Origin of the sequence: Aeromonas sp. 3P (genome assembly GCF_051919745.1) — a bacterium.
Lineage (GTDB): Bacteria > Pseudomonadota > Gammaproteobacteria > Enterobacterales > Aeromonadaceae > Aeromonas > Aeromonas veronii.
This window is the reverse complement of the sequence record NZ_JBQBED010000001.1, coordinates 3,812,389-3,834,436: the sequence shown is the minus strand read 5'-3', so window position 1 is coordinate 3,834,436 and position 22,048 is coordinate 3,812,389. Positions and strand designations below refer to the sequence as shown.

Genomic DNA, 22,048 nt, shown 5'->3' with positions numbered 1-22,048 from the left:
TTTAATGTGCGTTGGCTCACTGGTATGACATGCCAGAAATGTGACAATGCGCGCCCTTGGTCAACGAGCCAAGGCTATGGAATTACTGGCAAAAATAAAAAAGGAACACCTATGAAAGGTACTCGTACCCTGCTGTCGCTGGCCGTGGGGCTGGCACTTGCATCCTCAGGCGCCCATGCGGCATTTGTCTGCCCGTCCGATCCGGTTCAACTCACTCCCATCCCGACCATTCAGGGCACAGGCTCCGCCAGCGCGCTGGCCACTACCTCAACATCCACCGGGGCTGTCAGCCCAGGCTCTTTCTACGTCAAGGGTGTTGTTACCACTGTGGGCCAAAGTCTGACCAAGGGTTTCTATCTGACCGACCCGGTGGGTGATGGCGACCCAGCCACCTCGGATGGCATCTTTGTCTATCTGAGCGACAAGGACTTCGCAACCAAATATGCCGACATCAAGCCGGGAGCTGAGCTTTGCCTGGAAGCGCAGGTCGAGGAGTTCTTGGGCGGCACCCAGCTCAAGCTGAAATGGGATGGTACTTCGCCCCGGATCCAGGTCCTCGGGCAGGGCAAAAACGTGCCGGTAAGCGTGCTCAAAGTCAATGACGATGAAAGCCTGAAACAAGCCCTCAATCGCCACGAAGGGATGCGGGTACGGCTCGACAGCAGCAGCGATCTTCACCTGACCCGCAACTTCAGCTTCGACTACAAGGCCTCTCGCACTAACCTGGAACTCTCCCATAAGGCGCCGCTTATCAAGCCGACCCAGCTCCATGTCGCCAGCAGTCCGGAAGCGGTGGCCCTGGCGGCCCAAAATGGCAGCAACCGTCTGGTCGTCGAGTCTGATTTCAAAGTACAAAATGGAGCCCTGCCTTGGTTCCCTGCGCTAGATGCAGATCAGGGCTATCTGCGCATCGGTGATAAACTGACCGGGCTGGAGGGGGTAATCGTCTATAACAAGGATGCCTTCCGTCTGGTGGTACCGAGCGATATCACCCTGACTGCCGGTGCTCTGCTGCGCAGCCCTGAAGAGGATCGTCAAGACGCGCCGGCTCGCCTCGCTGGCAGCGATCTGCGGATCGGCAGCTTCAACGTGCTCAACTACTTCACCAGCCACTCCAGCATTGGCGGCGCACTCAATATACTGTGCAAGGATCAGGCGGATGCCGACAACGCCAAAGGTTGCAACCGGGGTGCCAAGAGCCAGCCCGAGTTCGAGAAGCAGCGCACCAAGATCGTCAATGCCATTACCGCAATGAATGCCGATCTGCTCGGCCTGATGGAGATGGAGAACAACGGCTTCGAGGATAACTCGGCCCTCCACAATCTGGTGACCCGCCTCAACGAACAACAGAAGGATGCGAGCAAACACTACGCCTATGTGCGTCTGCCGGTCACTGCCCTTACCGATGGCGAGTTCTTCGGCGGCGACGCCATCATGGTGGCGATGATCTACCGCCCTGCCCTGCTCACCCCCAGCGGAGATGCCAGCGTCATCAAGCTGCCGGAGCAGCGCTACACCACTGGTGGTGTAGCCAAGACAGCTGGTCAGCGCGATTCTCTGGTTCAGACCTTCACCCTCGCCAAGAGCAAGGAGCCGCTGACGCTGGTGGTCAACCACCTCAAATCCAAGGGGTCAGGCTGCTACGAAAATGGCGATGGCAAGACAGAACCGACCGACCTGCAGGGTAAGTGCACCGAGTTCCGGGTCTCTGCCGCCAAGGTGTTGGGTGAGGCAGTCAGCAAACTGCCGGGCCAGGTGCTGCTGGTGGGCGACTTCAACTCCTACGCCAAGGAAGATCCGATCCGGGTGCTGACCGACTACAACCCTGCCACCAGCGAGCGGAAGATCGTATCGGCCTCTCACACCTTTATCGGTGATCAGTCCTATGAACAGCTCGGTCGCGAAGTGACTCGCAGCTACGGCCTGATCGATCTCAACGTCAAATTCAACAAGGAGAAAGCCATCTCCTACAGCTACGACGGGGAGCTGGGCACTCTGGACTATGCCCTCGCCAACCCGGCGCTGGCCAGCAAGGTGGCTGGTGTCGCCGACTGGCACATCAACTCCTTCGAAAGCTCCCTGTTCGAGTACGGCAGCCAGTACACCGGCACACTGCTCAAGTCTGACAACCCCTTCAGTGCCTCCGACCATGATCCCATCATCGTCGACCTGAGACTGGAGAGCGATGCCACCAAACCGGACACCTCCTCAGGCGGTGGTGCACTGGGACTCGGCCTGCTGGCCCTGTTGCCACTGGCCTGGCGACGTCGCCGTTAACCACTGGCGTATCTGAATAGTGCAAGCAAAGCCCGCGACTCTCGCGGGCTTTTTCATTCAGGTCATTGGATTACAAATGAAAGGCGCGGACGTATGGAGAAAATAAATGATGGAGAAAACAAAAAGGCCACCGCGATGCGGTGGCCTTTTTCTTCTTGTAACAAGAATTTGGTGGAGCTACGCGGGATCGAACCGCGGACCTCTTGCATGCCATGCAAGCGCTCTCCCAGCTGAGCTATAACCCCGATTTGTGTGAATGACCGGCAGTCACTCTGAATTTGGTGGAGCTACGCGGGATCGAACCGCGGACCTCTTGCATGCCATGCAAGCGCTCTCCCAGCTGAGCTATAACCCCAAATTCGGTACTGAATGAATGGTTCTGGCGGCCATTCATCCTAAATAATGGTGGAGCTACGCGGGATCGAACCGCGGACCTCTTGCATGCCATGCAAGCGCTCTCCCAGCTGAGCTATAACCCCACAAAGGTCGGCTTGGGTGATACACACCACACTGCCCTGGGTATTCAATAAAACAATCAAGAATCTGGTGGAGCTACGCGGGTTCGAACCGCGGACCTCTTGCATGCCATGCAAGCGCTCTCCCAGCTGAGCTATAACCCCTTTGATTCCAGATTGTTCGAGGAGAATTTGGTGGAGCTACGCGGGATCGAACCGCGGACCTCTTGCATGCCATGCAAGCGCTCTCCCAGCTGAGCTATAACCCCAACTCACCTCGGCGCTGACGAAGTTATCTCCGGCAACGGAGGCGCATGATAGGCATCACCCGCTTTGCTGTCAACCCTAAAATAACCGCGACTGATTCGTTTAGTCAAAATTGCAGCAGTTCGCTGTTTTTACCAGCAAGACGCGTGCTATCTCTCTGTTTTATGTCATAAATCGGCTCAAGCACCTATAAAGGAGAGGCCGTGCAGCAAGCCTCTTTCCCCGTGCAACGCCCCCGCTCTCAAGCATCTTTTGCAGGCTGATCGTCAGCTTCTCCCCCGTCACCTCGGGAAAGCCTTTCCATAAAGGGCATTGCATTTGAAAACCCTTTCCATGATTTTTGTAAATTTACAACACAGAAAGTTGATCTGGCTCACAAATGACCATAGGATCAAACCGTGACCCAGGTCACACACCATAACCATAAATGACAGAGCGACGAGGTAAACCATGTTTGAGAATCTGGCAGTCCTGTTCCACCTGCGCGGTGCAACCACCAAGAACGGCGTTGTAGAGAAAGATGCCTATGCCCCCTCCACCCGTGAATACTACTTCCGCTACGGCAAATAATTGCTGAAAGCCTTTCACGGAAAATGTAATAAAACAACAATACACATCATCACACAGCCCTTTCGAGGCGCTGTCCTGTCCGGGCCAGATGTTCCACGGCCAAACCTGAACTCCACCAAACAAGAATGGGGCCCGCAGGCCCCATCTTTTATTGCTCCAGACTGTGATTACACCAGATAGTGCGCTGGCTAATCGGCAAGCCCTGTAACCCTGAAACGGCTCAGAGCTTGATCCAGGCATCGGCCCAGGCCGTACCCTTTCCCGGCTCATAGGCCCAGGCGGCACCTGCGCACCAGCCGGTGTAGGGGTGCGGTTTGCACTCGTAGCTGGCACCGCCGTTGCTGACCCGCTCGCCCGCCTTGTAGGGAGTCCCCTCTTTATAAGCCGGATAGTCAGGCGGCGTTACGCCCCCCTCCTCTCCTTTCACCAGCAGGCTATGGGTGGTGCTGCGGCTCAGATTACCTTCATCTGTGACCGTCAGTTTGATCTCCAGCTTGGTATCGCTGGCCGGCGTGGGCAGGGTCAACTCCAGCATTACCTGATCCAGTGCCGGGGCAGAGGCTCCAGCCGGGATAGTCCAGGCATAGGAGAGCGGCTTGCCTTCCGGATCGCTGGAGTGCTGTCCGGAGAGAGTCACCTTGCTGCCACCTTCGGCCTGCGCCGGGCCAGTGATATTGGCCACTGGCGGCAGGTTGGTGCCCCCGCCGTTATCCTCGATCACCACCTCCGGATAGAAGTGCTGAACGCAGCGGCTGTAATCCCCCTCCTTGAAGGCGCTGAAACGGGTCTGGTAGCCCACCAGCTTGCAAGCGTAACTCTTGCCGCCGTTGGGGTTCTCTGCCACATAGCTCCAGTCCTGCTCCCAATAGATGGGCAAGGCACCGGTGCCATTGTCATCAAACACCTTCATATTCTTGCAACCCAGCACCTCGTCGGATGGCACCGCCACCCCGAGGTAGTTGGCAAACTCGCGGTAGTAGTTGATGCGATTCTGGGACTGGGCATGCTCGACCGGGCCGCCGCACTCCACCCCGCCATTGATAATCTGGGTGGTGACCCCGAAGCCCGGCACTAGACCGTTCTGCTTGTCATGGTCATTCGGCTGCCAGGTGCCATCAATGACATGGAGCATGGAGGGCTTGGGCGGCTGCGGATAGGTATAAAAGAACACCGCACTGGCCAGGTTCAGCCAGGTGTCGGCCACCAGATCGGGGCGGTCGAGCAGGGTGCGCACCGTACCGAACATCGCCTCGGAGAAGGGGCCGTAGTTGTAGTTGTAGGAGAGCTGCTTGGCGCCGCGGCCAAAGTAGCTCTTGAACTCGCCATTATCGAATGTACCGCACGGCCACTGCTGACCCTGCCATACATCGGGGCGGCACTCGGCGTTGTAACCACCGCGCATGGTCTCATTCCATCCCATCTCGCGCACGTAGACCAGCGCCTGACGCCACTCGGCCTCCGGGCGCCAGTTTTCATGGCCGCCTGTCTCTTGGGCGAAGTGGGCGAACATGGTTGCCAACGTCTTGCGGCAGATGGCATCGGCATCGCGGCCATCGCTGTAGTCGCCGCACAGGGCCGGGAACTTGGCCGCCGCCTGCAGCAGGCCGCGATAGGTGTACTCGGGGGCGCGCAGCGGGAAGAGGTAGTTGAACTGACCCTCGCTCAGCAGGCTTTCGACCCGCTTGACGTTGCCCGGGTTGTCGGCACGGCCCGGCTGCACCGCCTCGACTACCAGATTGTCCCGGGTAGCGATGGAAGCCTTGACCGCTTCCATCGCCGGGAAGTCGGTCAGCGCCTTCTCTTTGGCATCCAGCTCGGCCTGGCTCATATAGACGGTGGTAGTGCTGCCATCCGGCGGGGTAGGCGTTGGCGGATTGGGCTTGTCATCGCCACCGGTATCCGGCGGGTTCACTTCCCCTTCGCCGACAGGCTTCCAAGGGGTATCCCACTCATTGGCGGCCGCCATGCCGGGAGTCTGACCCGGGTTGACCCACCACTTGGCCTCAAAAACCTGGCCGTTGTAATTGACCTGGCTGCCGCCCGGATAGGATTTGTTGATGTCGTATGCCTCGGCCGCCCACAGGTGGCCGCTCAGCATCATGCTGGCAAGCAGAAGGGTGATGCGGTTTTTTTTCATTATTGTTGCTCTCTATGGTTTTGTGGCAAAAGGCAGAGCCCGCCTGAACAGGCTCCGCCATCTTCATCATGGACTCAACCTAGGGGCAGCTTGCCGCCCCGACATCCAGCCAGACATCGTGCTTGCCCGGCTCGTTGCCTTGAGTCCACCACTTGGCCTTCCACTGACGGCCGTTGTGATTGGTCAGCTCCCCGCCGTTGTAGGCAACGGTAGCGCTCCAGCCCAGATCAACCTGACTCGCCAGCGCCCACTGATCGGCGGCGCGGCTCGGTTCATTGCCCTGAGTCCAATACTTGGCACGCCATACCAACTGGTTGTGGCTCACCTTGTCACCGCCGTTGTAGACCTTGCTGGCCTGCCATGCGGGAACGTTGGCCGCTTCCGGGTCGGTGGTGTTGCAAGAGCCGTCGACCACGGGCTCCAGCGTCAGCACGATGCGCCCTTCGCTCTGATGTACTCCGTCCGAGACGTTCACACTCAGCTCATGCTGCTCGCTGGTGGTGACAGCTGGCGGTAGCAGACGCAGGTTGACACTGGTCTCGCCCTCCGCCTGCCAGCCCGCCGGGAAGTGCCAGCTGTAGCTGAGCGCATCCCCCTCGGGATCGCTCGCCTCAGCAGTGATGGTCAGCCACTCACCGCCGATGCCGCCAAGCTGCGCCGGCACGGTCACCACCGGAGGCTGGTTTTCCACCACGCCCTGCTCCAGCGGCCGCCCGTTGACGGTAAAGGAGAGGGTCTGCTGCGATGGCAACAAGCTCTGCTGTACCAGCGTCTGGCCACGGCACTGGATGGTGGCGCGACCGGGCTCGCTGGCGGTGGGCAGGTTGATGTGGAACTTGTTCATGACGCTGCTCGCCGCTCTGTGATTGGCCAGCCTGAAGCGCTGTAGACCATCGCGGGTCTCCACCTGCAACTGGCAGTCATTGCCGGACAGGGTGCGGCTGTCATCCGGGTAGGTGAAGCCATAGGCGCCGTGCAGTGCCGGATAGATGTAACTGCGCAGGGCTCCTTGCGGATCGTAATAGCCCACCAGTGTGGTCACCGGCACGCCGAACTGCTCGGGCTTGCGCGCAACCTTGGTATCGATGGGGGAGACCTCCACCCAGCTCAGGCCATCCGAGGTGAAGCTCTTCTTGAAGCCCCTGCTCACTAGGATATCCTTGCCGTTGATAAAGAGGTGGCTGTTGTAACCGGCCCCGTGATCGATGGTCAGACTGCGCCCCCGATTGTCCGCAGAGGCAACCGGCACCCGGATATCACGGGTCCAGCGACCATCCCACATGGCGACCCTGACCAAGCCGTAATCCGCCAGCAGGGCACTCAGTCCGGCCTCGCTCAGGGCATCCATGGGGGCATCGACCTTCTCGATCCCCTCGATTGTGTGCTGATAGGGCCCCATCCTGGCCGTCGCACTGTTCCACTTGCTAAAGCCGGTGGCCGAGTTGGCATCGAACACCGCCTTGCTCTCCAGAAAACGCTGGATGATGGCGGCCGAATTGGGGGTATAGAGGGTGAAACGGTTGGCGCCGGAGAGAGGGCGGCCGCCCGCCATCGCATCGTGCCCAAACTTGCGGCCATCGAACGGTGGCTGGCACTGGCCATCCAGACAGGCATCCTCATTGGTGCGGGTCGGCGAGAAGTTGGGGATGAAACGGTGTTTGTCACTGTCCCAGCCCCAACTGGAGTTGAGCTGATCGGCACTGCGATGAACCGAGCCGCGGAAACCATCTACATAGTGGCCAAGGCCGAAGTTGTGACCCACCTCGTGGCTGAACTCGTTGCCCAGCGAATCATCCAGCGTGACGATGCCACCGCCACCGGAACCACCGTGCACCTGAACCCCATTGGCATACTTGCCGCGGCTGTTGTGCGCCGTCAGCTGGGCAACAACGAATGGATGGCTTCCCTCCCCTTCACCGGCACTGCTGTTGATGCCGTAATTGGCATTGTCGATACCGTGGGAGATAAGCTCCTTGCCGATGCGCTGACGCATGGTGCCGCCATGCCAGCCCCCTTCGCTCGGGTCAAAATCGGTCAGCAATGTGCCGTTGGGCAACATCACCTCAGGCAGGGAGAGCGGTGCATACTGACTGACAATCAACCGGCTGGCCGGGATGGTCTGGAAGTATTCGCGATGGGCCTCCTTGTCATTGGCAAAGGCAAAGCGATCCCGTGGTGTGGTGAGCATGCCGATGTCGATGGTGTGCAGCAGCAGCTCGCCGGGGGCGCCGACCTTGATGTCACGCAGTTCACCACTGAGATTGCCCTGACGAACGGAGAGGTTCAGTCCGGGCTGGATCCACTCGGCAGGCAGCTCGCCGCTCCAGGTATCCGCTGCATAGGTGATGCGGTTGTTCTCCAGCTCCCCCTCGCGGAACCACTGCCCATTGGCAAACTTGAACTGCAGGGTCTGGCCACGGGAGACGGTCACCTGTCGCTCACCATAAAAGGCCATCGAGTTATAACCGGCACTGGAGCGGATCCGCACCATCTTGCCCTCCAGCTCCGGGCTCACGGGCAGGTAGATATCCCGAACCCAGCGGCCGTCGACGGTCTGGATCTCCACCAGCGCGCGACCAGTCAGCCGATCCTTGAGGAAGGCGCCGCTCTTGTCGTTCAGTTTGGCCAAATCAGCACTGCTGCTGATGACGGCAGTGGTGCCGCTCTCCGGGATGAAACTCACTCCCCCTTCTGGAGCCCCCGCGAGGTGGTAGACCGTCTCGGGCAGCGCCGATGGCGGCGACAAGGTCAAGGTGCCCAGCAGCTCGCCGCTGCCGTCACGGGCCTCCACCGTCATGGGGGTCACCCCGTCGGCCTGGAGCGGTTTAACCAGCAGCAGGCTCTTGCGCAGGCTGGTCAGGATGGGTTGGCGATCCCCCTCTTTGGGATGGGACGGCAGGATCTGGCTCTGGGCAAACTGCACGCTGGCAGCCAGGCTGCCCGCCAGATCGCTTTGCGGTGTCGTCTCATTGAATATCAGGGGCGAGGTGGCGGCAGACAGGGGGCCAGCCGCCAGGGTTGCCATGATGAGGGCAGCGATTCGGGTCACATTTGTGGTCATTGTCGGGTTCTCGTTCATATTGCTACCGGGAATGAGGGGCATGTCGCCATGCCCCGTCATCGGTGAGGAGGCCTCAGTTACAGCTTGCTGCCCCGATATCCAGCCAGACATCGTGCTTGCCCGGCTCATGGCCTTGAGTCCACCACTTGGCCTTCCACTGACGGCCGTTGTGGTTGGTGAGATCCCCGCCGTTGTAGGCAACGGCAGCGTTCCAACCCAGATCAACCTGACTCACCAGCGCCCACTGATCGGCGGCGCGGCTCGGCTCATTACCCTGAGTCCAGTACTTGGCCTGCCATACCAGCTGGTTATGGCTCACCTTGTCACCGCCGTTGTAGACCTTGCTGGCCTGCCATGCGGGAACGTTGGCCGCTTCCGGATCTGTGGTGTTGCAAGAGCCACCCTCACCACCTTCGTTGACTGGCGTGACGGTGAGACGGGTGGCCGCGTTGGCGTCGAGTGCGCCATCGGAGACGGTCACAGAGAGGTCATAACCGGTTTCGACATCCACCGCCGGGCCGGTGACCACCAGGGTGGCGCTGTTCTGGCCGGTCGCCGTGATACCGGCAGGCACTTGCCATTGATAGATCAGCTCGTCGTCGTTGGGGTCGGATGCCTTGGCAGTGATGGTCACCTGCTTGCCCTCTTCCACCTTGACGCTGGCAGGCAAAGTCACCACCGGAGGCAGGTTGGGCTGCGGTGCCTTGTTGGTCACCACCACCTGATCGCGGGCGGTGAGGTTGTGGTCATCGGTCACCGTCAGCTCGAACACCAGATTGATGTCGGTTGCCACGGCATCCAGTACTACACGGGCCTTGGCCTGAGTGGCATCAAGCAGAGCGGCCTGCGGGCCGGAGAGCTGCTTCCAGCTATAGGTGAGGGCGCCATTTTCCGGGTCGTGTGACGCAGAGCCGTTCAGCGTCACCTCGGTCGGGCCGGTCACCGCCACATCGCTGCCCGCATTGGCAACCGGCGGCTTGTTGGCTGGCGGAGTGACCCCTTCGCCGTGACCGAGACCTTCGTGCATGGCGTTAAGGATGTCGCCGTTGTCGGCATCGATCTCCCAGGAAAAGAGCCCGCCCAGCTTGTTGGCCAGCACGTATTGGCCTTTCGCCTTGACCGAGCGCTCGTCGTCATAGGTGATCAGCTCGCCGGTGGAGGGCTTGAACAGGGTGGCCGCTTCGGCAGTCTCGTCGTAGTTGTACTCCCAGCCTGCGCCCATATGGCTGTTGACGATGTGGCGATAATCCAGCACGCCATCTTCCCAGGTGCCCTTGATCTTGCCGGTGGCGGTGCCGGTGAAGGGGTCATTGCCCTGATAACCGCTCACCCCTTTCCAGCCGCGACCGTAGGCGGCGGCACCGATCACCAGCTTTTCGGAGTCGACCCCTTGCGCCAGCAGTTGCTGTACCGCTGCATCAGTGTTGTAGCGCTTGTTGGCCGAGCCGTTGGTGGCCTGATAGAGGTTGGCCTGATGACCCAGGGAGGTATTGCTCCAGGCACCGTTGTAGTCGTAACTCATCACGAAGAGGTGGTCCATGTACTGCTGGGCAACCTTGTAATCCACATCCTCAATCTTGTCGTAACCGGCACCGATGGCGGAGGTGAGCTGATAGGTGCGACCGGTCTCGGCCTCCAGCTCGTCGAGCATGGCGCGCAGATCCTTCATGATCAGCACATAGGTTTCACCATCTTTGGTCTTGTCCCCCAGATTGGGGTTGGCGCCATCGCCGCCCGGGAACTCATAGTCGATATCGACACCGTCGAAGAACTTCCAGGTCTGCAGGAACTCTTTGACCGAGGCGACGAACACATCACGCTTGGCCTTGTCATGCATGAAGAAGAAGGGGTCGGAGAGGGTCCAGCCACCGACGGAGGGGAGGATCTTCAGGTCCGGATAAGCCTGCTTGAGAGCCATCAGATTGCCGAAGTTGCCCTTGTAGGGCTCATCCCAGGCAACCAGTGACCCCTGCCCTTTTTGCAGCGCGGCCCAGGGATCGTGAATGGCGACCTGGAAATCCTTGCGCCCGGCGCAGGCACGTTGCAGCGCCTGGAAGCTGCCGGCAATCTCTTTGAGGCTGTCATTGAGGCCATCACTGCCACAGATCGGGGTGAAGCCATAGAGGATATGGGTCAGGTTCTGGGCCGGCAGCTTGTCCACGGTGAAGTTGCGATCATAGACCCCCCACTCCACATAGTAGGTGCCGACCACCTTGCCAGACTTGTTGACGTAAGGCTTGTTGTGCTCCTGCAGGGCAGGCTTGAGCGGCGCAAGGTGGCTGCCATCGGTATCGGCGACCACGATCTCCTTGGCATCAGACAGGGTACAGCCATCGCCGTTGCACAGCGCGACCTGCATCTGATAGCGGCCCCCCTTGTGCACCTTGAAGGTGGCGGTACCCGCGGCGGAAGAGGGACCGGACCAGACTTCCTTGCCATCCAGCAGCACCTTGGCACTCTGGCCAATATCGCCGTTCCAGAGATTCCAGGTGACGGTCACATCGGCGCCATCCTTCACCTTGACCAGCTCGTTATAAGCGGTCGCGGACTGGTTGACTTCGACGATGGCAAACTTGGTGGGGCCCCAACCGATGGCGGGTTTGCCGGGAGCTGCCGCATAAGCGGCGGAGGAGGCGAGCAGGGTACCGACCATCATGGCCAGCAGCGCGGGTTTTGGACTTAGCATATTGCTTTCCTTTTCGTTATTGGAAAAACGAAAGAGCAACGCAACACGACAGGTGACACAAAAACGGCCACCCCTTGGCAAAGGCAGCCTGCATTCTACTGTGGTGGCCCCGCTATCCTAGGTCGTCTTGACCCTTAGACCGGAAGCTTTGCGTCCCGACTTTTCAATCGGTTTGCCCTTGTCACAACGTTATTTCTGGCGATAAATAATCGCCGATTGACTGTAGGGTAATTCTGATAAGTAAGCAAATAGGACCATTGCCAGCCCACCAGTTACCAACCCCGACAATTACCCACTTTCAAGAAATTAATGTTTAAAAAACAGCCGGATATGCAGACATAATCTCATCACCTCCAACCAGATACCTCACACCATTTTTTTGATCTGCATCACACCAAATTGAGAAAAATCAATGAGTAAGAACAATATGCGACAAAAGACCCATCTGTATCGCAACTAATGAATTTATAATCGCCGCTTTGCATGGCCAGCAGGTGTCTTCATGCCCAGCGAATTGCCCTCACGCACCCGGTTATCCAGATACGACAAATTTGTTCGTTTGACGATTTATGCCTTGCCACTGGCCGGGATGATCTGGCTTATCAACAGCCTCAATGGCTGGCAAAGGGCGCCGCTTGCCAGCACCTTGCTAGTCCAGAGCTACCTTATCTGCACCTTCTGGCTCTATCGCCACTACCGCTACCATCTGCACCGCCAGTGGCAGCATCTGAGTGAGGCGCTCAAGATCAACGAAACCACCGCCGAACTGGCCCGCAACTCGGCGCAATACCAGACCGAAGAGGCCTTTCTGGAGGATCTGCTCAGACGAGCCGTGATGTTGATCCCGGGAGCCGAGATGGGCTGCCTGATCAAGCTGCTGCCGGGCACAGGCATGTTGAGGTATGAAGCGGCCATCGGCATGGATCTGGTGAAACTGCGGCGGATCAATCTGCCGCTGGAGCACACCTTTCAGTACAAGCTGACTCAGGGGCGCTGCAACAAAACACTGCTGATCAACGACCTGTCGAAGATAAATGCCACCATGCCCCTGTCCGAACAGGACAGAGAGCTGCTGGTCAACTGCACCGACCTGCCCATCCAGGCCACGCTGGCGACCCCGATCCATATCGATGGTCAGCTCTACGGCATGATCAATATGGACAGCAGCAAACGTCATGCCTTTACCCGCTACGACAGCCACCTGATGGCGATCCTGGCGCGGGATATTCGCCACGCCATCACCATCTATCAGCAGTCCCGCCGCATCTATCAGCTGGCCAATACCGACCAGCTGACCGGGCTCGCCAATCGCCAGCAATTCGAACTCGCTCTGCAAGCACAGCCGGAAGGCACCCTGCTGCTGATCGACATGGATAATCTCAAGCAGCTCAATGACAGCAGTGGCCATTTAGCGGGTGATCAGGCCCTGCGCCTTATCGCTGATGGCATACGCCAGCACTTCGGTCAGGGGGTGATTGCCGCCCGCTTCGGCGGGGATGAGTTTGTGCTGCTCACCACTCTGACACCGACCGAGCTGCAACAGGCGATGGCCAGGCTGACGACCATGCTGGCCAGCGCCTCTCCGACTATCTCGTGCAGCATGGGGATGACCCCCTATCGCGGCGACTTTGCCGCCGCGTTTGCCAGAGCCGATGCCGACATGTATCAACACAAGCGGCACAACAAAGAGCAGCGTGCGGCACAGATGCCAGCAAGCGGGGAGAGCATTAATCACTAGGCAAGAGTGAGCACTTTGCAGGGACACGAGAGAAGCTGGGGGAAACCGGTTGGCAGACCCGCCAGAATGTGGCGAAGCGGGGAGAAAAAACGGGGCATGACTGGCATGCCCCGCCACCATTCAATGCTTATTTACAGCTGGCGGCCCCCACATCCTGCCAGACGCCGTGTTTGCCGGGCTCATTGCCCTTGGTCCAGTACTGCGCCTTCCACTGACGGCCGTTATGGGTGGTGAGCTCGCCACCGTTGTAGGCCACATTGGCATCCCAACCCAGTTGCACCTTACTCACCAGCAACCACTGATCCGCAGTGCGGCTCGGCTCGTTGCCCTGGGTCCAGTACTTGGCCTGCCACACCAGCTGGTTGTGGCTCACCTTGTCGCCGCTGTTATAGGTGCTGGCCGCTTTCCAGACTGGCCAGTTGGCCGCATCCGGATCGGTCGCCGTGCAACCACCGCCGCTGCTGGCCGGTTTGACCGTCAGACGGGTTGCCGCACTGGCATCCAACCCACCGTCGGAGACGGTGACGCTCAAGTCATAGCCGGTGTCGCTGGTGACGCTCGGGCCGGTGACCACCAGGGTGGCGCTGTTCTGACCCGTTGCGGTGATGCCTGCCGGCACGCTCCACTGATAGGTCAACGGATCACCATTCGGATCAGAGGCGGTCGCCTTGAGGGTCACCTGCTTGCCAGATTCCACGGAGGCCGTGGCAGGTAGACTCACCACCGGCGCCAGATTGGCCTGCGGCGCCTTGTTGGTGACAACAACCTGATCCTTGGCACTCAACTGCTGGTCATCGGTCACTGTCAGCTCAAACACCAGATTGATGTCGGCAGTCACCGCATCGAGTACAACACGGGCCTTGGCCTGAGTGGCATCAAGCAGGGCTGCCTGCGGGCCGGAGATCTGCTTCCAGCTGTAGCTGAGCGCGCTGTTTTCCGGATCGTGGGAGGCCGACCCATCCAGCGTCACCTCGGTCGGGCCGGTCACCTTGAAGTCACTGCCCGCGTTGGCCAGCGGCGGCTTGTTGGCTGGTGGAGTCGTCCCCTCGCCGTGGCCCAGCCCTTCATGCATGGCGTTGAGGATGTCGCCGTTGTCGGCATCGATCTCCCAGGAGAAGAGGCCACCGAGCTTGTTGGCCAGCACATACTGCCCCTTGGCCTTGACCGAGCGCTCGTTGTCATAGGTGATGAGATCGCCGGTCGCCGCCTTGAACAGATAGGGCGCCTCGGCCACCTCGTCGTAGCCCTTCTCCCAGCCAGCCCCCATCCGGTTGTTGACGATGTCGCGGTAATCCACCACCCCGTCCTCCCAGGTGCCTTTCACCTTGCCGGTCGCCTTGCCGGTGAAGGGGTTGTTGCCCTGATAACCGCTCACCCCGGTCCAGCCACGGCCATACATGGCGGCCCCGACCACCAGCTTGCCCGGTTCAACCCCCTGCGCCAGCAGCTGATTCACCGCCTTGTCGGTGGTGTACTTGGTATCGGGATCCCAGCTCGCCGCATAGAGGTTGGTCTGGTGGCCCAGCTCGGTGTTGCTCCAGGCACCGTTGTAGTCGTAGGTCATCATGAAGATGTGGTCCATGTAGGGCTGGGCCGCCTTGTAGTCCACATCCTGGATCTTGTCGCCCCCCGCGCCAATGGCCGAGGTGAGCTCATACTGGCGACCGGTCTCGGCCTCCAGCTCGTCGAGCATGGCCCGCAGCTCCTTCATCAGGGCCACATAGGTGGCACCATCGCTCGGGCTGCCCAGTTTCGGGTTGGCGCCCTGTCCGCCCGGGTACTCCCAGTCGATGTCCACACCGTCGAAGAACTTCCAGGTCTGCAGGAACTCTTTCACCGAGCCGACAAACACGTCACGCTTGGTTTTGTCACCGAGGAAGTAGAAGGGGTCTGAGAGGGTCCAACCGCCGACCGAGGGGAGGATCTTGAGGTTCGGATAGGCCTGCTTGAGCGCCATCAGGGCGCCAAAGTTGCCCTTGTAGGGCTCGTCATGGGCAGTGAGGTTGCCTTGCGGCATCTGGATGGCGGCCCAGGGATCGTGCATCGCCACCTTGAAGTCAGCCCGGCCGGCACACGCCCGTTGCAGCGCCTGGAAGCTCCCTTCGATCTCCTTGAGGCTGTCGTTGAGGCCATCCCCGCCGCAGATGGGGGTGAAACCATAGAGGATATGGGTCAGGTTCTGGGCCGGTATCTTGTCCACTGTGAACTTGCGGCCATAGACCCCCCACTCCACATAGTAAGTCCCCACCACCTTGCCGGACTTGTTGGCGTAGGGCTTGTTGTTCTCCTGCAGCGGCGCCTTGAGTGGCGCCAGATGGCTGCCGTCGGTATCGGCAACCACAATCTCCTTGGCATCAGAGAGGGTACAGCCATCGGCGTTGCACAGCGCCACCTGCATCTGGTAGCGCCCCCCTTTCTTCACCTTGAATTTGGCGCTGCCCGCCGCGGCCGAGGAGCCGGACCACACCTCCTGACCATTGAGCAGTACCTTGGCACTCTGGCCCAGATCGCCGCTCCAGAGGTTCCAGTTCACCTCCACATCGGCGGCATCCTTTACCTTGACCAGATTGTTGTAGGCAGTGGCCGCCTGATCGACTTCAACGATGGAAAACTTGGTGGGGCCCCATCCGATGGTCGGCTTGCCGGGCGCCGCAGCATAAGCGGACGAGGCGCAGCACAGACCGACCGCAAGGGCCAGCATGGTAGGCTTTGGACTTAGCATTTTTATATTTCCCTATTTCGTTATGTTGGCAACGAAAAGGGCTACGCCCTGACAGGTAACGCAGACGGCAGTGCGGCCTCTTGGCAAAGGTGCACAACAACCTGTGGTGGCCCCGCTATCTCAAGTACGGCTCATCCCTGGACCGGAAGCTTTGCGTCCCGATCTTGCGATCGGTTTGCCCTTCGGTTACTTCATTTGCGATGCAAAAAATCGCATCCCGACTATAGAGTGAGCCAATCCGGTCTGCCACTGTCGGCGTTCACCGACAGTGGCAAGCCAAAAGAGTAACTGGCAGCCATTACGCAAGAAGATGACGATATCTTCGCCAATAAATCTCTGTTTTCGGCATTCATCCATGACCAGGGTCCACGGGATCATTGCGCGGTTTTGTGAGCCGGTTCACGGCTAGCCGCCCCGGATGCGGCTAGCGCAGCAGCAGACTGTTCATCAGGGCCCGCAGTTTGAGCGGTTTGACCGGTTTGCTGATGTAGCCATACCCCCGCTCGCGGATCTGCGCCTGCAGCTCGCTCTTGCGATCGGCACTGATGATGATGCCCCCCAGCTCGTCGCCACACACCCGTTGCAGGGCAGCGAGCGCCTCCAACCCGGTCTTGCCGTCGTCGAGGTGGTAGTCAGAGAGCACCAGTCTCGGCACAAACCCTTGTGCCACCAGCTCCTCGGCTTCGGCCAGATCGACGGCGCATCGCACCTCGCAGCCCCAACGGCCGAGCAGGGTGCTCATGGCGGTCAGAATGTCCCGCTCGTTGTCGATACAGAGCACGGCTACCCCTTCCAGCTGGCTGTCACGCACCACCGGCGCCGCCAGCTGATGGGCCGTGACCGGCCGGGTCGCCAGATTGAGGGTCACCGCAAAGACCGATCCCTTGCCCGGCCAGCTCTGCAATGTGAGCTGATGACCGAGCACCTGCGAGATGCCGCGGGCGATGGCAAGCCCCAGACCCAGCCCCTGCTCCTTGGCGGTGCGGGAGTGATCGAGACGGGAGAACTCGTCAAAAATAGCCTCCTGCTTGTCCTGCGGGATACCGGGGCCGTTGTCCCATACCTCGATGCGGATCTTCTCCCCCATCCGGCGGCAACCAAGCAGCACCCGGCCCCCCGGGTTGTAGCGAAACGCATTGGTCAGGAAGTTCTGCAACACCCGGCGCAGCAGCCGCACATCGCTGTGCACCGCGTGCTTGCTCTCCACCACCGAGAAGTGGATCCCCCCGCCTGCGCCAGCACGCCAAACTCCGCCTTGAGGTTGTCGAGCAGATCGCACAGGGCAAAGTCGAGCTTCTTGGCCTTGAACTTGCCCGCTTCGAGCCGCGAGATATCGAGCAGATCGGTGATGAGATCCTCGGTCGCCCCCAGCGCATCATCGATATGGCGGGCGATGCGGGCCTGCTCGCCAGCATCGGGCAACATCTCCAGCAGGGAGGAGGTAAACAGCTTGGCGGCATTGAGGGGCTGGGTCAGATCGTGGCTGACCGCCGCCAGAAAACGGCTCTTGGATTGATTGGCCCGCTCCACCTGCTGGTTCACCAACAGCAGCTGGCGGTTGAGTTCGGAGAGCTCACGGGTGCGCTCGGCCACCCGTGCCTCCAGATGTTCGTTCGCTTCGCGCAGCACCCGCTCCGCATCGCGAAACGGCGTGATGTCGGTAAAGGTCATGACAAAACCGCCGGCGGGCATGGGGTTGCCCTGCATCTCGATCACCCGCCCGTCCGGGCGCTCCCGCGCCGAGATATGGGCGCTGCCGCGTTTCATAAAGGCGACGCGCCGCGCCACGTGATCCTCGATATCGCCGGGGCCACAGAGCCCCTGCTGGGCGTTGTAGCGAATGATCTCCTCGATGGGACGCCCTGCCTGAATAAGCCCTGGCGGATAGTGGAACAGCTCGATGTAGCGGCGGTTCCATGCCACCAGCCTAAGCTCCCTGTCCACCACCGAAATCCCCTGCCCGATATGCTCGATCGCCCCCTGCAGCAGGCCGCGGTTGAAGCGAAACACGTCGGAAGCCTCATCGACGATGGTGGCGATCTCCTCGAGCTGCATATTGCGCCCCTGCAGGGCCGAGGCGAGCACCAGCCGTGCCGACGAGGTGCCAAACACCCCCGCCAGCAGCCGCTCGGTGTGGGCAATCAGTTCGGCCGAAGCCTGCATCTGGGGCGCCAGGGTGCCGCCGCGCTCACCGGCGAAGCGACCAAAGGCGCGTTTGACCCGGCTTGAACCGACGAAACGGGCCGCCAGCATCTCCAGCTCCTTGACCGAGACCCGCGCCTGATAGAGGGCAGCGGTATCGCGACTCGGCTTGCCGACAAAGTTGGCCGCCTGCAGCCGCTCGCTCACCGCAGGGCGCGACAGCAGCGAGCCCGCCACATAACCGAGCAGGTTGAAGAGCAGGCTGAGGAAGATGCACCAGGCCCCGAGACTCAGCTCGCGAAACGCAGGCCAGTCCGGCGGCGCCAGCAGCTCGGCCAAGGGCGAGCCCGCCAGCAAGCCACTCTCCACCAGCAGGGTGACGAACCAGAGGCTCACCCCGAGGCTCAACCCAAGATAGACCCCCTTGCGATTGCCGTGACGCCAGTAAAGACCGAGCAGCAGGGCTGGCGCAAACTGGGCCACCGCGCCAAAAGAGAGATAGCCGATGCGCGACAAGCTGGTGAGATCGCCGAGCCAGAGGTAGAGACCCCAGGCCGCCAGCAAGATCAGCAGGATGGCGCCACGGCGCACCTGCAACAGCAGCCGTACCAGCCGCTCGTCACGCCCCTGCCGCCAGAAGCGGCGCAGCAGCACCGGCAGCACCAGATCATTGCTCACCATGATCGCCAGTGCGATGGTGCAGACGATTACCATGCCGGTAGCCGCCGAGGTGCCGCCGAGAAACGCCAGCATCGCCATGCCATCGAACCCGAGGGCCATCGGCAAACTGATCACATAGGTGTCGGAGGCCATATCGGCACCCACCCACTGCTTGCCCGCCAGCGCCAGCGGCCAGATAAAGAGCCCCATCACGAACAGGTAAAGCGGGAAGATCCAGCGCGCCCAGTGCAGGTCCTGCCCCTGATTGTTCTCCACCACAGTCACATGAAACTGGCGCGGCAGGCAGATGACGGCGCACATCGCCAGCACCGTATAGATGGCAAGCTCCAGCAGATTGCCGGGGCTCACCGCCACCACCTGTGCAAAGAAGTCGCGGGTCACCTGCTCGTGAGCCTCGCCCGGTTTGCTCAGGATCAGCCAGAGGGCGAAGCCCCCCACCGCGATAAAGGCCAGCAATTTGACCACCGACTCGAAAGCGATGGCCACCACCATCCCCCTGTGGTGCTCGGTGGCATCGAGATGGCGGGTGCCAAACAGGATGCTGAACAACGCCAGCAACATGGCGACCCCAAGCGCCAGTTCGGCGGTATTGCCCGATATAGCGCTGGCGTGCCCCGTCCCTACGCTGTTGACCATCAGCAGATCGAGCCCGGTCACGATCGCTTTGAGCTGCAGCACCAGGTAGGGAAGGATCCCCATGATGGCGATAAGGGCGATGAGCATGGCGAGACGCTGGGACTTGCCGTAACGGGCGGCGATGAAGTCCGCGATGGAGGTGATGTGTTCCCGCTTGGCCACCAGAATGAGACGCGCCAGCAGCCGCCAGCCAAACAGAAAGACCAGCATGGGGCCGAGATAGATGGGCACCGGCGACCAGGGGGATTCACTCGCTTGGCCCACGGTGCCGAAGAAGGTCCAGGAGGTACAGTAGACCGCCAGCGACAGACTGTAGAGCAGGGGCTGCCCCTTCATGCGATGCCGCTTGTGCTTGTCCGCCACGAAGGCAATCAGAAACAGCAGCCCCAGATAGGAGAGCGACAATCCGATCAGCAGCCATCCCTGGTGCATCGATAACTCCTTGTCCATGTTGAGTTTTTGTATACAACCTCGCCAGTCTAGAGAGGCTGCAGCCAAAAGTCATCCCCTTCGGACAGATTGAAATTATCGTTTCTCAATAAGTTTCATCTTGACTGTATATCGCAAAACAATAAACATTGCCGCTGTGAATATTGATAAACGATAAACTTTACCTTTCAGACAACACCCATAACGGCGAGGAATGAGATGATATCCAACAAACTCGAACGCTCGAGCATGCTGATCGAATGGCTGCTGCTACTGGCTCTGCTGGCGACCCCTTTGATCACCTTGCTGGAGGTGTGGACCCCCTTCGGTGGCGCCGATTTGCTGCAGGAGAAGCTCAACACCATTCTGAGCCGTCCCGGCATCAACCCGGCAGACTATCCGCTGCACTTCTCCACCCGGCTGCTCGGCACTCTGGTACAACTGTTGCCGGATCTGGTCTTCATGATGATGCTCTGGCAACTGCGCCAGCTGTTTCGTGGCTACCGCCACGGCCTGCTCTTCACCTTCGAGCAAATCCGCCGCTACCGGCAGATCGGGCTGCTGCTCTGTGCAACCTTCGTGGTCGAGTTGATCCACCTGCCCCTGCTGGATACTGTGCTCACCATGAGAGGCCCGGAAGTACTCGGTACCATAGCGCTGAGTACCTCAGATTTCCGGGTACTGCTGGCGGGACTGATCGTACTGGCGCTGGCACTGGTCATGCGCGAGGCCAAACTGCTGGCCGATGAACAGCAACTGACGGTGTGAGGATCCCATGCCCATCATCATCCGACTCGATGCACTGCTGGCCGAGCGCAAAATGACCGCCCGTGAACTGGCCCAGCGCATCGACATCACCGAGGCCAATCTCTCGATCCTCAAGAATGGCCACGCCAAGGCGGTGCGCTTCTCCACTCTGGAGGCCATCTGCCGTGAACTCCAGTGCCAGCCCGGCGATCTGCTGGGCTACGAGCAGGAGCGCTAACCCCTTATGAGTCGTCATATCACCCTGTTTGCCCTGTGGCTGCTGCCGCTGTGTGCCTGCGCCAGCGATAACGGGAGCGGCCCCCGCTACCTTGTCGAGCAGGGCGCCAGCGCCAATGTGCTGCAAGTGCGCCTTACCATGCAGGGCGAGCCCCCTTTTACCCTACTCCCAACCCGCCAGTTGCCGGGCAGTGCCACGCCGGCTTCCCCCGCGCTGGTCTGCCTTGCAGACAACCAGCCGGTTGCTCTCAACCAACCCTTCTCTTGCAAGGAGATCGGCTGGCAGATCACGCTCACACCGGCTCCGGCAGAGGGTGCTGATGCCTCGGCCCAACAGTCGCTGCTGTTTGCTCCCGACCAGTGGCTATTGACCGAGTGGGGTAACTTTGTGCGCCAGCAAGGGAGCCACCAAGGGGAGGTCTGTCTGCCGGATGGCAGCTGCCAACCGTTACCGGATGTCAACCAGCCACCGCTGATCCTGCCATTTGGTCTGCAAATTGTCCCCGTCACCAAGCCGGATCCGCGGCTGGTGCTGAGCCATGACGAGATTGCCAACCAGCTCGATCTGCCGGCCTTGCAGCAACAACTGAATGAGATCATCGACTATCTGGCCTTTCAGCTCGATGTGGCCCAGCCCACTCATCCATGGCAACTGGTGTGGCTCGGGCGAGATGTGGCGACCCACTCTCTTGGCGGAGCCGCCGGGGATCAGGTGTTTGTCGCCAACTACCCAACCATGAATGGCAAGCCGACGCCACAGGCCCCCTTGCGCCTGCTGCGCACCTCGGCCCACGAGGCGGTGCACATTCTTAACGACCGCAGCTCGACGCCACAGCCCACCTGGGTTGAAGAGAGCCTTGCAGAATACCTCGCCATCAAGGCTCTGCGCCGCTTTCGGCTGCATCAGGTCACGGCGATCAACGAACTGGCCGGGCGGGGCAAACAACTGCCTCATAACGAGAGCGGCCTCTATCGGGCTGCCCGCGAAGTGATGGCTGGCGATCGCTCCTACTACCCGCTCTTTTACGTCAAGGGGAGCGCCTTCTGGGAGGCACTGGAGCGGGAGCTGAAACACAATGACGTGACGCTGGCCCAACTGCTGCCCCAACTGGGCTGGCTGCCGGATGGCCGCTTTGATGCCGCATCCAGTGAACTGCTTGCCGGCACCATCGGCTCGGATACCTGGCGCCGCCTCAGACGCCACTATCTTGGCGAGCAGCAGTAACACCGCAAACCGCAGCAACGAAAAAGGGAGAGCCGTGG

9 protein-coding genes, 5 tRNA genes, 1 pseudogene and 2 riboswitches are annotated in these 22,048 nt (G+C 60.3%); of the genes and pseudogenes, 5 read left to right on the top strand and 10 right to left on the bottom strand.

Annotation, left to right across the window (positions count from 1 at the left end):
- The first annotated feature begins 111 nt into the window (after positions 1 to 111).
- Positions 112 to 2,277, top strand: a complete 2,166-nt coding sequence (locus ACTG19_RS17800) for an ExeM/NucH family extracellular endonuclease (RefSeq protein ID WP_439989358.1) — start codon at positions 112 to 114, stop codon at positions 2,275 to 2,277.
- A gap of 169 nt (positions 2,278 to 2,446) precedes the next feature.
- On the opposite strand, the gene ACTG19_RS17795 is transcribed toward ACTG19_RS17800, so the two are convergent.
- The 8 genes from ACTG19_RS17795 to ACTG19_RS17760 form a co-directional block, all read right to left on the bottom strand.
- Positions 2,447 to 2,522, bottom strand: a tRNA-Ala gene (locus tag ACTG19_RS17795).
- Positions 2,523 to 2,556: 34 nt separating this feature from the next.
- Positions 2,557 to 2,632, bottom strand: a tRNA-Ala gene (locus tag ACTG19_RS17790).
- A 48-nt stretch (positions 2,633 to 2,680) separates the two neighbouring features.
- Positions 2,681 to 2,756, bottom strand: a tRNA-Ala gene (locus tag ACTG19_RS17785).
- A gap of 65 nt (positions 2,757 to 2,821) precedes the next feature.
- Positions 2,822 to 2,897 (bottom strand) — tRNA-Ala (locus tag ACTG19_RS17780).
- Positions 2,898 to 2,925: 28 nt separating this feature from the next.
- Positions 2,926 to 3,001, bottom strand: a tRNA-Ala gene (locus ACTG19_RS17775).
- Between the two features lie 788 nt (positions 3,002 to 3,789).
- A complete protein-coding gene (locus tag ACTG19_RS17770; RefSeq protein WP_439989357.1) occupies positions 3,790 to 5,706 on the bottom strand; it encodes a glycoside hydrolase family 19 protein in 1,917 nt (638 codons plus the stop codon).
- A gap of 79 nt (positions 5,707 to 5,785) precedes the next feature.
- On the bottom strand, positions 5,786 to 8,767 hold the full coding sequence (locus ACTG19_RS17765; protein ID WP_439989355.1) for a M66 family metalloprotease: 2,982 nt from the start codon (positions 8,765 to 8,767) through the stop codon (positions 5,786 to 5,788).
- Positions 8,768 to 8,840: 73 nt separating this feature from the next.
- Positions 8,841 to 11,453, bottom strand: coding sequence for a glycosyl hydrolase family 18 protein (locus ACTG19_RS17760; protein WP_439989354.1), 2,613 nt, complete (start codon positions 11,451 to 11,453; stop codon positions 8,841 to 8,843).
- A gap of 99 nt (positions 11,454 to 11,552) precedes the next feature.
- Positions 11,553 to 11,640, bottom strand: a riboswitch (cyclic di-GMP riboswitch).
- A gap of 315 nt (positions 11,641 to 11,955) precedes the next feature.
- Here ACTG19_RS17760 and ACTG19_RS17755 point away from each other — a divergent pair.
- Entirely contained in the window at positions 11,956 to 13,191 is a 1,236-nt protein-coding gene (locus ACTG19_RS17755) for a sensor domain-containing diguanylate cyclase (protein WP_439989352.1), read from the top strand.
- A gap of 127 nt (positions 13,192 to 13,318) precedes the next feature.
- Here the strand turns inward: ACTG19_RS17755 and ACTG19_RS17750 are convergent, their stop codons facing one another.
- Complete coding sequence (locus ACTG19_RS17750) at positions 13,319 to 15,913, bottom strand: glycosyl hydrolase family 18 protein (protein ID WP_439989351.1); 2,595 nt, start codon at positions 15,911 to 15,913, stop codon at positions 13,319 to 13,321.
- Positions 15,914 to 16,015: 102 nt separating this feature from the next.
- A riboswitch (cyclic di-GMP riboswitch) is annotated at positions 16,016 to 16,103 on the bottom strand.
- Between the two features lie 234 nt (positions 16,104 to 16,337).
- Positions 16,338 to 19,804: pseudogene (locus tag ACTG19_RS17745) on the bottom strand (hybrid sensor histidine kinase/response regulator).
- A 216-nt stretch (positions 19,805 to 20,020) separates the two neighbouring features.
- Here ACTG19_RS17745 and ACTG19_RS17740 point away from each other — a divergent pair.
- The 3 genes from ACTG19_RS17740 to ACTG19_RS17730 are packed head-to-tail and all read left to right on the top strand — an operon-like array spanning position 20,021 to position 22,010.
- Positions 20,021 to 20,569, top strand: a complete 549-nt coding sequence (locus tag ACTG19_RS17740) for a DUF2975 domain-containing protein (protein WP_041210868.1) — start codon at positions 20,021 to 20,023, stop codon at positions 20,567 to 20,569.
- A 7-nt stretch (positions 20,570 to 20,576) separates the two neighbouring features.
- Positions 20,577 to 20,786: a helix-turn-helix domain-containing protein gene (locus tag ACTG19_RS17735; protein ID WP_033112641.1), complete on the top strand. Its 210-nt coding sequence runs from the start codon at positions 20,577 to 20,579 to the stop codon at positions 20,784 to 20,786.
- 6 nt (positions 20,787 to 20,792) lie between these two features.
- The gene (locus ACTG19_RS17730) at positions 20,793 to 22,010 is read left to right on the top strand and encodes a hypothetical protein (RefSeq protein ID WP_439989350.1); all 1,218 of its coding nucleotides are present in this window, start codon (positions 20,793 to 20,795) and stop codon (positions 22,008 to 22,010) included.
- Positions 22,011 to 22,048: the final 38 nt, after the last annotated feature.

Bases quoted from the DNA above. Each gene is read 5' to 3' on its own strand.
- ACTG19_RS17800 (WP_439989358.1), top strand. From the start codon at position 112: ATGAAAGGTACTCGTACCCTGCTGTCGCTGGCCGTGGGGCTGGCACTT.
- ACTG19_RS17770 (WP_439989357.1), bottom strand. From the start codon at position 5,706: ATGAAAAAAAACCGCATCACCCTTCTGCTTGCCAGCATGATGCTGAGC.
- ACTG19_RS17765 (WP_439989355.1), bottom strand. From the start codon at position 8,767: ATGACCACAAATGTGACCCGAATCGCTGCCCTCATCATGGCAACCCTG.
- ACTG19_RS17760 (WP_439989354.1), bottom strand. From the start codon at position 11,453: ATGCTAAGTCCAAAACCCGCGCTGCTGGCCATGATGGTCGGTACCCTG.
- ACTG19_RS17755 (WP_439989352.1), top strand. From the start codon at position 11,956: ATGCCCAGCGAATTGCCCTCACGCACCCGGTTATCCAGATACGACAAA.
- ACTG19_RS17750 (WP_439989351.1), bottom strand. From the start codon at position 15,913: ATGCTAAGTCCAAAGCCTACCATGCTGGCCCTTGCGGTCGGTCTGTGC.
- ACTG19_RS17740 (WP_041210868.1), top strand. From the start codon at position 20,021: ATGATATCCAACAAACTCGAACGCTCGAGCATGCTGATCGAATGGCTG.
- ACTG19_RS17735 (WP_033112641.1), top strand. From the start codon at position 20,577: ATGCCCATCATCATCCGACTCGATGCACTGCTGGCCGAGCGCAAAATG.
- ACTG19_RS17730 (WP_439989350.1), top strand. From the start codon at position 20,793: ATGAGTCGTCATATCACCCTGTTTGCCCTGTGGCTGCTGCCGCTGTGT.